Genomic DNA, 13,128 nt, shown 5'->3' on the forward strand with positions numbered 1-13,128 from the left:
AAGTAGCGGCAAGACATTGCTGCAGGTGCTCGCGGGTGCAACTGCTCTGCGATCTTGAGCGGGAGGGAATTGCATGAACGGCGCCGATGTCCTGTGTGACGTGCTTCTGGCCAATGATGTGACGGTCTGCTTCGCCAATCCCGGCACCTCCGAAATGCACTTCGTTGCAGCGCTTGACCGCAAGCCGAAAATGCGTTGCGTGCTCGGGCTGTTCGAAGGCGTCGTGACGGGTGCCGCCGATGGCTATGCGCGGATGACCGATCGGCCGGCCGCGACGCTGCTGCATACCGGTCCCGGCCTGGCCAATGGGCTGGCCAACATGCACAATGCCCGGCGTGCCTTCAGCCCGATGATCAACATCGTCGGCGACCACGCCTCTTACCATCTGCCGCTCGATGCCCCACTCACCAGCGATATCGAGAGCCTTGCGGCGCCGATGTCCAACTGGGTCGGCCGCGTCAAGGGTCCGGCCGATGTCGTGCCGGCAGCTGAAGCGGCCTTTCGCGCCTCGCTGACACCACCCGGCGTCGCGACCCTGATCCTGCCGGCGGATGCCGCCTGGGGCGAAGTCGAGGCGGTTTTGCCCGGCAAGGTGAGGCTGGTGCCAGCGCCGGCCGTCGATATGGACGCGGTACGCAAGGTCGCCGCGGCGATCCGTGCCGCTCCGGGCCGGGCCGGCATGATCGTTCGCGGAAAGGCCGCTCGCGCCGATGCGCTTGCCATCGCCGGGCAGATCTCGGCGGGCAGCGACGTCCGGCTGTTCGGCGAGGTTCTGATCGCACGGATGCAACGCGGGCGCGGGCGTGCCGCGCCGATCCGCATCCCCTATCCGGTCGATGCGGCGATGGCTGTGCTGAGCGACGTCGATGTTCTGATCCTGGTCGGCGCAAAGGAGCCGGTTGCCTTCTTCGCCTATCCGGGAAAACCGGGACGGCTTGTCCGGGAAGGCTGCGAGGTGCTGACATTGGCCGCCCATGGCGACGATCTGCATGCGGCGCTGGAGGCGCTTCGCGACGAACTTGGCATCCAGCCGTCGCAACACAAGGTGCTGGCGGCCGCTTTTCCCGACGAGGCAACGCCGAACGGCAAGCTGACGGAAGATGCCGTCGCACTTTCGGTGGCGCGCAAACTGCCGGCCGATGCTATCGTCTGCGATGAAGCGGTCACCTCGGCCAGGCGTTTCTTCGCGCTGTCGGCCTTTGCCGCGCCGCACGACTACATGATGGGCACGGGCGGATCGATCGGTGGCGGCATCCCGATGGCGACCGGGGCGGCAATCGCCTGTCCCGACCGCAAGGTGGTCAATCTCGAAGCCGACGGCAGCGGCATGTACACGGTGCAGGGATTGTGGACGCAGGCGCGGGAAAAGCTCGACGTGGTGACGATCGTGTTTTCCAACCGAACCTATGCGATCCTGCATGGCGAGATGAAGAATGTCGGCGTCGGCGCCATCGGCGAGAACGCCAGGCGCATGCTCGACCTCGACCATCCCTCGCTCGACTGGGTATCGCTGGCCAAAGGCATGGGCGTGGAGGCGGCTCGCGCCGATACGTGCGAGCGCTTCGACGCGTTGCTGGACAGTGCGCTGTCACGGCGCGGGCCGTTCCTCATCGAAGCGGTGCTCTGAGCGCGGGGAAGCGACCTACCAGCGGGTCTTTTCGCCGGGAGCCGCAGGTTCGATCGCCAGCGCGTGCACGCCGGCCTTCAGTTCGTCGGCAAGCAGTTCGTTGACGGCGCGGTGACGGTCGATGCGGCTCATGCCGGCAAAGGCGGAAGCGACGACGCGGACGCGAAAATGCGTCTCGCCGGTGCCGTCGTAAGTGCCGTGATGGTCGGAGCCGTGATGGTGGTGGCCGGCATGGAGATGGCTCTCGTTGATGATAACCAGCCTGTCCGGCGAAAATGCCTTGTTGAGCTTGTCTTCCATGGTCGCCTGTATGGACATCGCCATCTCCCTTCACCACATATCGTTGGCATCTCGGCCTGGAAACCGAAAATCGGTTTCGCGAGGGGCCGCCGCCGCGCAACAAAATCCGCCATTCGCCTGCTTTATGCCGCGATTCAGCGGTTAGGGCGATGATCGCGAAAATGTCAATTCTTGTTTCGCATCTGCGAACGCCCCATAAATGGGTAAGATGAAGCCGTACCCCAAATATTTCGAGAAGATTCGCGTCCGCCCCGACAAGGACGCGGAGTTGAAGTCGCACTCGCCGATCTGCCAGTGGGACGGCTGCAAGGAAGCGGGCACCCATCGTGCGCCGGTCGGGCGCATGAAGGAAGGCGAGTATTTCCACTTCTGCTTCGATCATGTGCGCGAGTACAACAAGGGCTTCAACTACTTTTCCGGCGTGCCGGACACCGAGGTCGCGCGCTTCCAGAAGGAAGCCATGACCGGGCACCGGCCGACCTGGAAGATGGGGGCCAACGGGGCCTCGACGCGATCGTCGCCCGATATGGCCCAGATGCGTTCCGGCCGGGCCGGCTACTATAACCGCATGCGCGACCCGTTTGACCTGTTCAAGGGACCGAAGGATCCGCGCGAGGCGCGCGAGCGCAAGGCCAAGCCGCTTGAGGCCAAGGCGCTGGAAACGCTTGGTCTTGATACAAAGGCGACTGGCAAGGAGATCAAGGCGCGCTATAAGGAACTGGTGAAACTGCACCATCCGGATGCGAATGGTGGCGACAGAGGTTCGGAAGACCGGTTCCGCGATGTGCTGCAGGCCTATCGCGTGCTCAAACAGGCGGGCCTGTGCTGAGCGGCCATACGGTTCGTGTCGTTTTCCAACTTTCATAAGGTTGGAAAAGGCTCTAAGACCGCCCCCGGACAAAATCGATTGCCGGCGAAATCAGACGTTTCGCCCGTGGAGACGTTGAGAGATATGAACAAGGTCGATCGTGACATCGCCAACCTGCCCGACACGACGGTGTCGGTGAAGGAGAAATTCGGCTTCGAGTCCAAGATGGTGGTGCCGGCCTATTCGGTGACATCGGAGCATGTGCCGGACATCGATCCGGACTATCTGTTCGACAAGAACACGACGATGGCGATCCTTGCGGGCTTTGCCTACAACCGCCGCGTCATGGTGTCGGGTTATCACGGCACCGGCAAGTCGACCCATATCGAACAGGTCGCCGCCCGCCTCAACTGGCCTTGCGTGCGCGTCAACCTCGACAGCCATGTCAGCCGTATCGATCTCGTCGGCAAGGACGCGATCGTCGTCAAGGACGGTTTGCAGATCACCGAATTCCGCGACGGCATCCTGCCCTGGGCCTACCAGCACAATGTCGCGCTGTGCTTCGACGAGTACGATGCCGGCCGTCCGGATGTGATGTTCGTCATCCAGCGCGTGCTGGAATCGTCGGGCCGGCTGACGCTGCTCGACCAGAGCCGGGTCATTCGCCCGCATCCGGCCTTCCGGCTGTTCTCGACCGCAAACACGGTCGGCCTTGGCGACACCACCGGCCTCTATCACGGCACCCAGCAGATCAACCAGGCGCAGATGGACCGCTGGTCGATCGTCACCACGCTGAACTATTTGCCGCACGACAATGAAGTCGCCATCGTGCTGGCCAAGGCCAAGCACTATCGCGACGGCAAGGGCAAGGACATCGTCAACAAGATGGTGCGCGTCGCCGACATGACGCGCTCGGCCTTCATCAACGGCGATCTGTCGACCGTGATGAGCCCGCGCACGGTGATCACCTGGGCAGAGAATGCCGAGATATTCGGCAATATCGGCATGGCGTTCCGGCTGACCTTCCTCAACAAGTGCGACGAACTGGAGCGTTCGGTGGTGGCCGAGTTCTACCAGCGCGCCTTCGGCGAGGATCTGCCCGAGAGCGCCGCCAACGTGGTGCTGGGCTAAGACCGCTCCATGGGAACGACCCACCGGACGTTCCCCTGGAGTCTTGTATTCCTCTGCTTTGGTCTCAGTCAGGCAGCCATGGCCCAGAACCAACCACTCAAACCTGGGCAGACTTGGACGTATCACGGCGCGACACCAGTATCCTCGCGTGTGATCATAGGCGCTGTCGATTATCTGGAAGGCGAAAGTCAGCCGATCGTATCGATCTCAGTCTCTGACGCGCCGATACCTAATGACGGAAAGCAGCTGCAAACAATCCCTCACCTCCCTGTAGCGGCTGACGTACTGAGAGAAAGTCTGGTTGAACTTGAGGGTGTTCGTCCAATTCCCGACGGGTTTGACCACGGATACAGTCATTGGAGACAGGCATATGACAGTGGGAAAGGCGGCTATTTTACGATCTCGGTCGAAGAGATTATCGGCCTCCTGCGCACTCAGCTTGGCCAGCGGCCAGCGGTACAATAGAGATAGATGATGGCGGGTCCGGGCGACAACACGCGCAACAAGTCGAAGACGGGCTCTGAAGCCGACAGCTTCAAGCGTGCCGTCACCGTCTGCATGCGCGCCATTGCCGGCGACAAGGAACTGGAAGTCGGTTTCGCCAAGGACCGGCCGGCGCTCGCCGGCAGCCGCGCGCGCTTGCCGGAGCTGCCCAAGAAGGCATCGAAGACCGATATCGCGATCACCCGCGGCCTCGGCGATTCCATGGCGCTGAAGCGCGCCTGCCATGATGTGCGCATCCACACCAAGCTGGCGCCGGAAGGCAAGGCGGCCCGCGCCATCTATGACGCGGTCGAGCAGGCTCGCGTCGAGGCGATAGGCTCACGCGCCATGCAGGGCGTCGCCGACAATATCGGCTCGATGCTGGAGGACAAATACGCCAAGGCCAACCTCGTCGACATCAAGGACAAGGCCGACGCGCCGATCGAGGAAGCTCTTGCCCTGATGGTGCGCGAGAAGCTGACCGGCCGTCCGGTCCCGAAAAGCGGCGAGCGGCTGGTCGAGCTCTGGCGCCCCTGGGTCGAGGAGAAGGCCAAGGCCGACCTCGACGGATTGTCGGCCAAGCTCGGCGACCAGCAGGCGTTCGCCCGGGTCGTGCGAGAGATGCTCGCTTCCATGGAGATGGCCGAGGAACTCGGCGACGACCAGGAGACGGAAGATTCCGAGGACAATGACGACAACCAGCCGCAAGGCGAGGAGCAGAGCGAGGAGGGCGGCGAAGAGGATTCCGGCTCCGAACAGTCGCAGTCCGAGGATGCCGAAGCTTCGGCCGATGACGAGCAGTCGGCCGAGACGGAAGCCTCCGACGCCACCGCCGACGATTTGTCCGACGATGACGACGCCGATGCCGAAACACCCGGCGAAGCGCGCCGCAACGACAATCCCTTCACCAATCTGCCGAAAGAGATCGACTACAAGGTCTTCACCACCGCTTTCGACGAGACGGTCGGCGCCGAGGAGCTGTGCGAAGAAGAAGAGCTCGACCGGCTGCGCGCCTTCCTCGACAAGCAGCTCGCCAACCTGTCCGGCGTCGTCGGGCGGCTGGCCAACCGCCTGCAGCGCCGGCTGATGGCGCAGCAGAACCGCTCCTGGGACTTCGACCTGGAAGAGGGCTATCTCGACCCGGCACGGCTGGTGCGGGTCGTCATCGATCCGATGCAGCCGCTGTCGTTCAAGCAGGAGCGCGACACCAAGTTCCGCGACACGGTGGTGACGCTGGTGCTCGACAATTCCGGCTCGATGCGCGGCCGGCCGATCACGGTCGCCGCCACCTGCGCCGACATATTGGCGCGCACGCTGGAGCGCTGCGGCGTCTCGGTCGAGATCCTCGGCTTCACCACGCGGGCGTGGAAGGGCGGGCAGGCGCGCGAGAAATGGCTGAAGGACGGCAAGCCGCCGAATCCTGGCCGGCTCAACGATCTGCGCCACATCATCTACAAATCGGCCGACCATCCGTGGCGGCGGGCACGGCGCAATCTCGGCCTGATGATGCGCGAAGGCCTGCTCAAGGAAAATATCGACGGCGAGGCGCTGCTGTGGGCGCATAACCGGCTGATCGCCCGGCCCGAGCAGCGCAAGATACTGATGATGATCTCGGACGGCGCGCCGGTCGACGATTCGACGCTGTCGGTCAATCCGGGCAATTATCTCGAACGCCATCTGCGCGCCGTCATCGAGCTGATCGAGACGCGTTCGCCGGTGGAACTCTTGGCCATCGGCATCGGCCACGATGTCACGCGCTACTACCGCCGCGCCGTCACCATCGTCGATGCCGAGGAGCTGGCTGGCGCCATGACCGAGCAGCTGGCTTCGCTGTTTGCCGAGGAAAGCGCGAAGGATACGCGGCGCGGCGGTGGTATGCGGCGCGCCGGATGATCTCCAGGCGCGGCGGCTTTCAGCAGACGCTTTTCGCCGCCATCGCCCTGCTTTCCGGTGTGGCTTCGGCGGCAGCCGGTTCGCCCGACTCTGGTTCTGTCGAACCGGTCGAAATCTCGGCCCGCCCGATCACCGAATTTCACATTGGCCGTGCCGACAAGCAATTCGGCCCTTTCGAATTCGTCGGCGGGCTGGAGATGACCTCGCCGACACGCGATTTCGGCGCGCTGTCGGCCTTCCGCTTCCTGAAGGCCGGCGGTGAGTTCATCGGCGTTGCCGACACCGGCTTCTGGTTCTTCGGCACGGTGGTCCGCGACGCGGAAAAGCGGCCCTCCGGCATCCAGAATTTCCGCATGCAGCAGATGGTCGACGAGACCGGCCGGCCGATCGACAGGAAATGGGAGGTCGATGCGGAAGGCCTCGCGGTCAAGGACGGCATTGCCACCGTCGGCTTCGAGCGCAGCCACCGCGTCGCCCAGTTCAAGATCGACGCCAACGACATGAAGGCGCCGTTCAAGCCGCTGGATTTCGTCGTTCCGGCCCAGGAGCTGCGCCAGAATCGCGGCTTCGAGACCGTCACCCACGCCAATGCCAACGGTCAGCATGAGGGCGGCCTGGTCGTGGTCTCCGAAAAGAGCCTCGACAAGGCCGGCAACATCTATGCCGCCATCATCGAGGGGCCGCACAAGGGCGTCTTTACTGTCAAGCGCAACGGCGATTTCGACATCACCGACGGCGCCTTCCTGCCGGATGGCGATCTGCTGCTTCTGGAGCGCAGTTTCTCGATGGCGAGGGGCGTCAAGATGCGGCTGCGGCGCATCTATGGCGAAAGCGTCGAGAAGGGCGCGGTCGCCGACGGGCCGGTGCTGCTGGAGGCCGACATGGGCTACCAGATCGACAATATGGAAGGGCTCGACGTCTGGACCCGCGACGACGGCGCGCTGATGGTGTCGCTGATCTCCGACGACAACCACTCGATCCTGCAGCGCAACCTCTATCTGGAATTCATCCTGCACCAGGATTGAGCCCGCCGGCTTTACGTCTTGGTGGCGATCCAGATGATATGGCGCGCGCCGCGCTTGCCGTTGGCGCGCGTACTGACCTCTTCGACCCCGAAGCCTGCCTGCTTCAGCCGCCGCGTGAAGCCGATGTCGGGGCCGTGCGACCACACCGCCAGCACGCCGCCCGACTTGAGGGCGCTGCGTGCGGCTGCGAGGCCCTGCAGGCTGTAGAGCGCGTCGTTGGATTTGTGGACGATGCCTTCCGGGCCGTTGTCGACATCGAGCAGGATGGCGTCCCAGGCCGCGGGCTGCGAGCGTATCAGCTGCCCGACATCGGTCTCCTGGATGGTGACGCGCGGATCCTCGAGACAGCCGCCAAAGATTTCGGCCATCGGACCGTGCGCCCAGGCGACAACGGCCGGCACCAGTTCAGCGATGACGATTCCGGCATCATTGGCCAATTCTGCAAGCGCGGCGCGCAAGGTAAAACCCATGCCAAGCCCACCGATCAGGATTGTTGGCTGGCTATGGCCGGCAATCCGCCCGCAGGACAGTTTTGCCAGCGCTTCCTCGGAACCGCTGAGGCGGCTGTTCATGAGCTCGTTGGTGCCCAGCATGATCGAGAATTCGGTGCCGCGCCGCTTGAGGCGAAGTTCTTGTCCGCCGTCTGGGGTCTTCGCTGAATCGAGCTGGATCCACGGGATCATGATCTTTGTCCGACCATGATCTTTTCCGAAAACTGGGTCCCACTTTTCGGGATCATGGTTTAAGCCGCAACCGCGGGCTGGCTCCAGCGGGCGGCGAGCAGCCGGTAGGGGATGAGTGCGACGACGGCGATGATCAGTTTCACCGAGAGATCACCAAGCGCCCAGGAGATCCAGCGCATCGCCTCGACATGGAAGACGCCCATCAAGGGTGCGTTTTCCAACGCAAAGCCGTCGTTTGGTCCGGCGAAGGCAAAGGTAGCCGAGAAAGCGACGGTGAAGAACACGGCGGTGTCGAACACCGACCCGACCAGCGTGCCGATGATCGGCGCCCGCCACCAGCTCTGCCGGCGCAGCCGGTTGAACACGGTGACATCGAGCAGTTGCGCGGAAAGGAACGCCGCTCCGGACGCGGCCGCGATACGCACCAGCCGGTCGGCGGCGGTCTCGAATTCGATCAGGCCGTGACGGAACAGGAAGGGCGGGACAAGGATCGAGCAGATCACCGCCGTCATGAAGCCGACAAGGACGATCCGGCGCGCCACAGTGGGTCCGTAGCGGCGGTTGGCGAGGTCGGTGACCAGGAACGAGAAGGGATAGGTGAAGGCCCCCCAAGTCAGAAGGTCGGCCAGCGAGAGGCCCCCGATCTGGCCCTGCATCGGGAATTGCACGAGAATGTTCGATGCCACGACGACAAGCGCCATGGCGGCCACGAAGGGCAAATACCGCGAGAAGGAAGTCATTTTTTTATCCTGGGTAATGGAACCAGCCAAGCATCATGCCCATGCGGGCGATGCTCGCCTTCGTATGTGGGCACCGGATTGCCAAAACCTTGCGGCTTCGATCCGATGCCCCAAGGCCAACAAGATGTTGGCCAGGGCGGTCGTCCCCCGCCTTTGAACTGTTTAAGCGGCAGCCTGCTCGGCGGTCTTCTTGGCGATCTGCTTCTTCAGCAGACGGGCGCGCTGCGACAATTCCTTGACGTCGGCCTTGGCCAGGAAGGCGTCGAGACCGCCGCGATGTTCGACCGAACGCAGTGCGTTGGCCGAAATGCGCAGGCGCACATTCTGGTTCAGCGCTTCCGAAATCAGCGTCACATTGACGAGGTTCGGCAGGAAGCGACGCTTGGTCTTGTTGTTGGCGTGGCTCACATTGTTGCCGGACATGACTGCCTTGGCAGTGAGTTCGCAGGTGCGGGACATTGTTCTAACCTTCAGTTCTCGGGGTCTGCCAAACACTCAAGCCCACGCCGGGTGGCGCGCGGTTCTGGTCAGGCGGCCTTATGGAAAAAGTTGGCGTTCCATAGTTGCATTTCGCCGAGGCGTCAAGCTCCTGCATTGCCCACGGCGCGCCCGGCATTTTCATATTAAGGCCGGAATTCATCCTATAAGCGGTCTCATAGGGACATGCCAGACCGGAGTTGCCCGCCTCCGGCCGAAAATCAAGGACCGATCCCGCCATGCTTCGTTCGTCACATGCCTTTGCCGCCATGCTTGCCGCAGCCTTGCCGTCCGCCGCGTCTGCTGCCTCGCCGCAGTCGTTCAAGGGCGAGTATACGGTGTCGTTCCTTGGACTTTCGATAGCGAAATCAACGTTTTCCAGCCGTTATGAGAACGGCGCCTACGCGATCGAAGGCAGCGTCAGCGCGGCAGGGTTGGCAAAACTGTTCGACGACACGCGTGGCACGATCTCATCCAAAGGCACGATTGCGGGCAAGAGGATGGTGCCGCAGGCATTCCGCGCCGATTACACCTCCGGCAAGAAGGCATCGGTGGTCGACATCCGCTTTGCAAATGGCAGGGTCACCTCGACGCAGGTCGTCCCGGCGCCGGGCAAGCGCGACCCCAAGAGTTGGGTGCCGCTCGGTGCCGGCGACCTGGCATCGGTGCTCGATCCGATGGCTGCCACCGTCATCCATGCCGACAGCCTCGACCAGGTCTGCGGCCGCACAGTAAAGTTCTACGACGGCGAGATGCGCGCCGATCTGACGCTGACCTACGCTTCGAAGGGCACGATCTCGGTGCCGGGCTACAAGGGCGACACGGTTACCTGCCGGATGGGCTTCGCGCCGGTGGCTGGCTATCGCAAGGGCCGCAAGGCGCTCAACTATCTCAAGAACAAAAGCCGCATGATGGTGACGTTTGCACCGCTCGGCCAAACCGGCGTATATGCGCCGATCCATGCCACGGTGGGCACGCAGATCGGCACCTTGACCATCAGCGCCGGACGTTTCGAAGCGGTACAATAGCCAGGCGCAGAATTGGCGCGCCACTGGAGACAGAATGGGGCGCGCAACACTGATCGGCTTTTCGGCGGTCGCCATGTGGGCGCTGCTCGCACTGCTCACCGATGCGTCGGGCCAGGTGCCGCCGTTCCTCTTGTCGGCGATCACCTTCTCGATCGGCACCGGTGTCGGGCTGGTCGCGCGGCTGTTCATGCCGACCCCCGACAAGAGCCAGAGGATACCGCCGCAGGTGTGGCTGATCGGCATTGCCGGGCTGTTCGGCTACCACTTTTTCTATTTCACCGCGCTGCGCAATGCGCCGGCGGTGGAGGCGAGCCTGATCGCCTATCTATGGCCTTTGCTGATCGTGCTTGGCTCGGCGCTGATGCCGGGCGAAAAACTGGCCTGGAACCATGTCGTCGGCGCGCTGCTCGGCCTTGCCGGCACCGTGCTGATCGTCACCAAGGGCGGGGGCCTCGCCTTCGACGCCCGTTACGCCTTCGGCTATGCGATGGCCGCCGTTTGTGCCGTGCTGTGGTCGTCCTATTCGCTGTTGTCGCGGCGCTTCCCGTCGGTGCCGACCAGCATCGTCACCTGGTTCTGCGCAGCGACCGCGGTGTTGTCGCTCGCCTGCCACCTGGCGCTGGAACAGACGGTTCTGCCTGACGGTGCCGGCCAGTGGCTGGCCGTGCTCGGCCTCGGCCTGATGCCGGTGGGGGCGGCCTTCTATGCCTGGGACATCGGCGTCAAGCGCGGCAATATCCAGGTGCTGGGTGCTGCAAGCTACGCCGCGCCGCTGTTGTCGACGCTGGTGCTGATCGCGGCCGGCGTCGCCGAGCCGTCGCTGCGCATCCTCGCCGCCTGCGTGCTCATCACCGGCGGGGCCGCACTTGCAGCGAAGTCGCTGTTCCTGCGCAAACCGGCGGCTGAGAGCGGAGCCAGGGCACCCCAAAGCGGAGCCGGGGCATGACGATGCCGTTTGCCGGCGGCATCGACGCAAATGCCAATGCGACACTGATCTTTTCGCTGGCGGCGGCGGTGATCTACGCCTTTACGCTTGGCATGCCACCAACGCTCGCCCGCTCGGCGGCAAAGACGCTCGCCGTGGCGATGCTTGCCGTGCTGGCCGGGCTGCAGGGCGGCCCGCTGCTGCTGGCCGCCGCGCTCGCCCTCAGCGCCGTTGGCGACGCATTCCTGTCGCGCGACGGTGAAAAGGCCTTCCTCGGCGGGCTGGCCAGTTTTCTTGTCGCCCACATCGTCTATGTCGCGCTGTTCCTGCGCAGCGGTGGCGGGTTGGGGGTGCTTGGCGTCGAGTCGTGGCGCGGAGCGATCGCGCTCGCCATGGCGGTGTTTGCGGCCGTCATGCTGGCGGCGCTGTGGCGGCGCGTCGGTCCCGGCCTGCGTATCCCGATCGCCGTCTATGTCGCTGCGATCCTGGCAATGGGTATCTCGGCGCTGACCACCAGCAACGTCTCCGTGATCGGCGGCGCGCTGTTGTTCATGGCATCCGACGGGCTGCTCGCCACGGAGAAATTCCTGGTGGCCGCCATCTCGCCGCACCGCGCCTGGATGCGCTTCGCCGTCTGGGCGCTGTACTACGCCGCCCAACTCGCGATCACGCTTGGGTCCCTGCTATATCCGGGCTCTTATTGAGCTACGGTTGTTTCGGCTGCCAGCCGGGTGCTGCCAGTTCGAAGGCGGCAAACTCGAAGCCCGGCGCGACGGTGCAGCCGACCAGCGTCCATTCGCCGAGGCTGCGCGCCGATTGCCACCAGCCCGCCGGCACGACGATCTGCGGCCGCTCACCGGCTGCGAGATCGATTCCAAGCACCTGCTCCACAACGGTGCTGCCTTCTTCCCACATTGCCAGTGCCAGCGGGGCGCCGGCATGGAAATGCCAGACCTCGGCGGCGTCCTTGACCCGGTGCCAGGCCGAAACCTGATGCTCCTCAAGCAGGAAATAAATGGCGGTCGAATGGCCGCGCGCGCCGCCAGTGCCATCGCGAAAGGTCTCGGCATACCAGCCGCCTTCCGGATGCGGCTTCAGCCCGAGCGTCGCGATGATTTCGGCGGAGCTGGTCACGGCGTCGACGATATCACGGGCGCTAGAAGTTGTCCTTGCGCTTGCGGATTTCGGCAAAGACCTCGGCGTCGGAAGCCTTCTCCAGCCCAAGATGCTTGCGGATCGCCGGATCGTGCCAGCGCAGGAAGGGATTGGTCGACAGTTCCTCGCCGATCGTCGTCGGCAGCGTCGGCTTGTTCTCGGCGCGCAGCTTTTCGATCCTGGCGGCGCGTTCCTTCAATGCTGAATTGGACGGATCGACGGTCAGCGCGAAACGGGCGTTGGAGAGCGTGTATTCGTGGCCGCAATAGATGGCCGTTTCAGCTGGAAGTGCAGCCAGCTTCTTCAGCGAATCATACATTACCGGCGGCTTGCATTCGAACAGCCGCCCACAACCCAGCGCAAACAGCGTGTCGGCGGTGAACGCCACGCTCGAGGCCGGCAAATAATAGGAAACGTGGCCGGCAGTGTGGCCGGGGGTGGCGATGACTTCGATCCTTTCATCGCCAAGATGGAGAACCGAGCCGTCTTCGACGGTCTCGTCGATGCCGGGGATCTTGGCCTTTTCGGCCTCCGGGCCGACGATGCGCAGCTTGAAGCGCTCCTTGAGCGCCAGATTGGCCTCAACGTGATCCATGTGATGATGTGTGGTCAGGATCATCGTCGGCGTCCAGCCGGTGCGCTTTATCGCGGCCAAGATTGGCGCTTCCTCGGGCGCATCGATGATCGCGGTCTGGCCGCTTTTGGGGTCATGCACCAGCACGCCGAAATTGTCGCTGCGGCACATGAACTGTTCGATTTCGACCGGCATCACATCTCTCCGTTATGGCCGCAGACATAGGGCGCTTGCGGGTCGATGTCATCCCGGATGTCGAATGACATTCCCGGAATGTCG

General features: G+C 63.6%; 14 protein-coding genes. 8 read left to right on the plus strand and 6 right to left on the minus strand.

The genetic code is table 11. The features are described from left to right. The first annotated feature begins 73 nt into the window (after positions 1–73). Positions 74–1,627, plus strand: a complete 1,554-nt coding sequence (locus MESCI_RS07545) for an acetolactate synthase large subunit (protein ID WP_013529364.1) — start codon at positions 74–76, stop codon at positions 1,625–1,627. Positions 1,628–1,642: 15 nt separating this feature from the next. Here the strand turns inward: MESCI_RS07545 and MESCI_RS07550 are convergent, their stop codons facing one another. Further along, positions 1,643–1,945, minus strand: a complete 303-nt coding sequence (locus MESCI_RS07550) for a BolA family protein (RefSeq protein WP_013529365.1) — start codon at positions 1,943–1,945, stop codon at positions 1,643–1,645. A gap of 181 nt (positions 1,946–2,126) precedes the next feature. On the opposite strand from MESCI_RS07550, the gene MESCI_RS07555 reads away from it, so the two are divergent. The 4 genes from MESCI_RS07555 to MESCI_RS07570 all read left to right on the plus strand — a co-directional run bounded on the left by MESCI_RS07555 (position 2,127) and on the right by MESCI_RS07570 (position 7,267). Then, positions 2,127–2,756 carry a J domain-containing protein gene (locus MESCI_RS07555; protein ID WP_013529366.1) on the plus strand — a complete coding sequence of 210 codons (630 nt, stop codon included), beginning with the start codon at positions 2,127–2,129 and terminating at the stop codon, positions 2,754–2,756. A gap of 123 nt (positions 2,757–2,879) precedes the next feature. Next, positions 2,880–3,866 (plus strand): cobaltochelatase subunit CobS, encoded by a 987-nt coding sequence (gene cobS / locus MESCI_RS07560; protein WP_013529367.1) that lies wholly within the window; start codon positions 2,880–2,882, stop codon positions 3,864–3,866. A 474-nt stretch (positions 3,867–4,340) separates the two neighbouring features. Then, positions 4,341–6,242 carry a cobaltochelatase subunit CobT gene (gene cobT / locus MESCI_RS07565; RefSeq protein ID WP_013529369.1) on the plus strand — a complete coding sequence of 634 codons (1,902 nt, stop codon included), beginning with the start codon at positions 4,341–4,343 and terminating at the stop codon, positions 6,240–6,242. Beyond that, complete coding sequence (locus MESCI_RS07570; RefSeq protein ID WP_013529370.1) at positions 6,239–7,267, plus strand: esterase-like activity of phytase family protein; 1,029 nt, start codon at positions 6,239–6,241, stop codon at positions 7,265–7,267. Before cobT ends, MESCI_RS07570 begins: the two co-directional genes overlap by 4 nt. A gap of 11 nt (positions 7,268–7,278) precedes the next feature. On the opposite strand, the gene MESCI_RS07575 is transcribed toward MESCI_RS07570, so the two are convergent. The 3 genes from MESCI_RS07575 to rpmB form a co-directional block, all read right to left on the minus strand. Continuing rightward, on the minus strand, positions 7,279–7,950 hold the full coding sequence (locus tag MESCI_RS07575; RefSeq protein WP_013529371.1) for a spermidine synthase family protein: 672 nt from the start codon (positions 7,948–7,950) through the stop codon (positions 7,279–7,281). 59 nt (positions 7,951–8,009) lie between these two features. After that, the gene (locus tag MESCI_RS07580) at positions 8,010–8,690 is read right to left on the minus strand and encodes a queuosine precursor transporter (protein ID WP_013529372.1); all 681 of its coding nucleotides are present in this window, start codon (positions 8,688–8,690) and stop codon (positions 8,010–8,012) included. A gap of 162 nt (positions 8,691–8,852) precedes the next feature. Beyond that, entirely contained in the window at positions 8,853–9,149 is a 297-nt protein-coding gene (gene rpmB / locus MESCI_RS07585) for a 50S ribosomal protein L28 (RefSeq protein WP_013529373.1), read from the minus strand. A 257-nt stretch (positions 9,150–9,406) separates the two neighbouring features. Here rpmB and MESCI_RS07590 point away from each other — a divergent pair, with 257 nt between their 5' ends. Genes MESCI_RS07590 through MESCI_RS07600 form a run of 3 tightly spaced genes read left to right on the plus strand, consistent with a single transcriptional unit; the run spans position 9,407 to position 11,824 of the window. Further along, a complete protein-coding gene (locus MESCI_RS07590) occupies positions 9,407–10,195 on the plus strand; it encodes a DUF3108 domain-containing protein (RefSeq protein ID WP_013529374.1) in 789 nt (262 codons plus the stop codon). A 34-nt stretch (positions 10,196–10,229) separates the two neighbouring features. After that, positions 10,230–11,141, plus strand: coding sequence for an aromatic amino acid exporter YddG (gene yddG / locus MESCI_RS07595; protein WP_013529375.1), 912 nt, complete (start codon positions 10,230–10,232; stop codon positions 11,139–11,141). Continuing rightward, positions 11,138–11,824, plus strand: coding sequence for a lysoplasmalogenase (locus tag MESCI_RS07600; protein WP_013529376.1), 687 nt, complete (start codon positions 11,138–11,140; stop codon positions 11,822–11,824). The genes yddG and MESCI_RS07600 overlap by 4 nt, the downstream gene beginning before the upstream one ends. Before the next feature lies 1 nt (position 11,825). On the opposite strand, the gene MESCI_RS07605 is transcribed toward MESCI_RS07600, so the two are convergent. Continuing rightward, the gene (locus tag MESCI_RS07605; protein WP_013529377.1) at positions 11,826–12,254 is read right to left on the minus strand and encodes a cupin domain-containing protein; all 429 of its coding nucleotides are present in this window, start codon (positions 12,252–12,254) and stop codon (positions 11,826–11,828) included. A 22-nt stretch (positions 12,255–12,276) separates the two neighbouring features. Next, positions 12,277–13,044: a hydroxyacylglutathione hydrolase gene (gene gloB / locus MESCI_RS07610; protein WP_013529378.1), complete on the minus strand. Its 768-nt coding sequence runs from the start codon at positions 13,042–13,044 to the stop codon at positions 12,277–12,279. Positions 13,045–13,128 lie beyond the last annotated feature (84 nt).

The organism is Mesorhizobium ciceri biovar biserrulae WSM1271, assembly GCF_000185905.1.
Classification (GTDB): Bacteria; Pseudomonadota; Alphaproteobacteria; order Rhizobiales; family Rhizobiaceae; genus Mesorhizobium; species Mesorhizobium ciceri.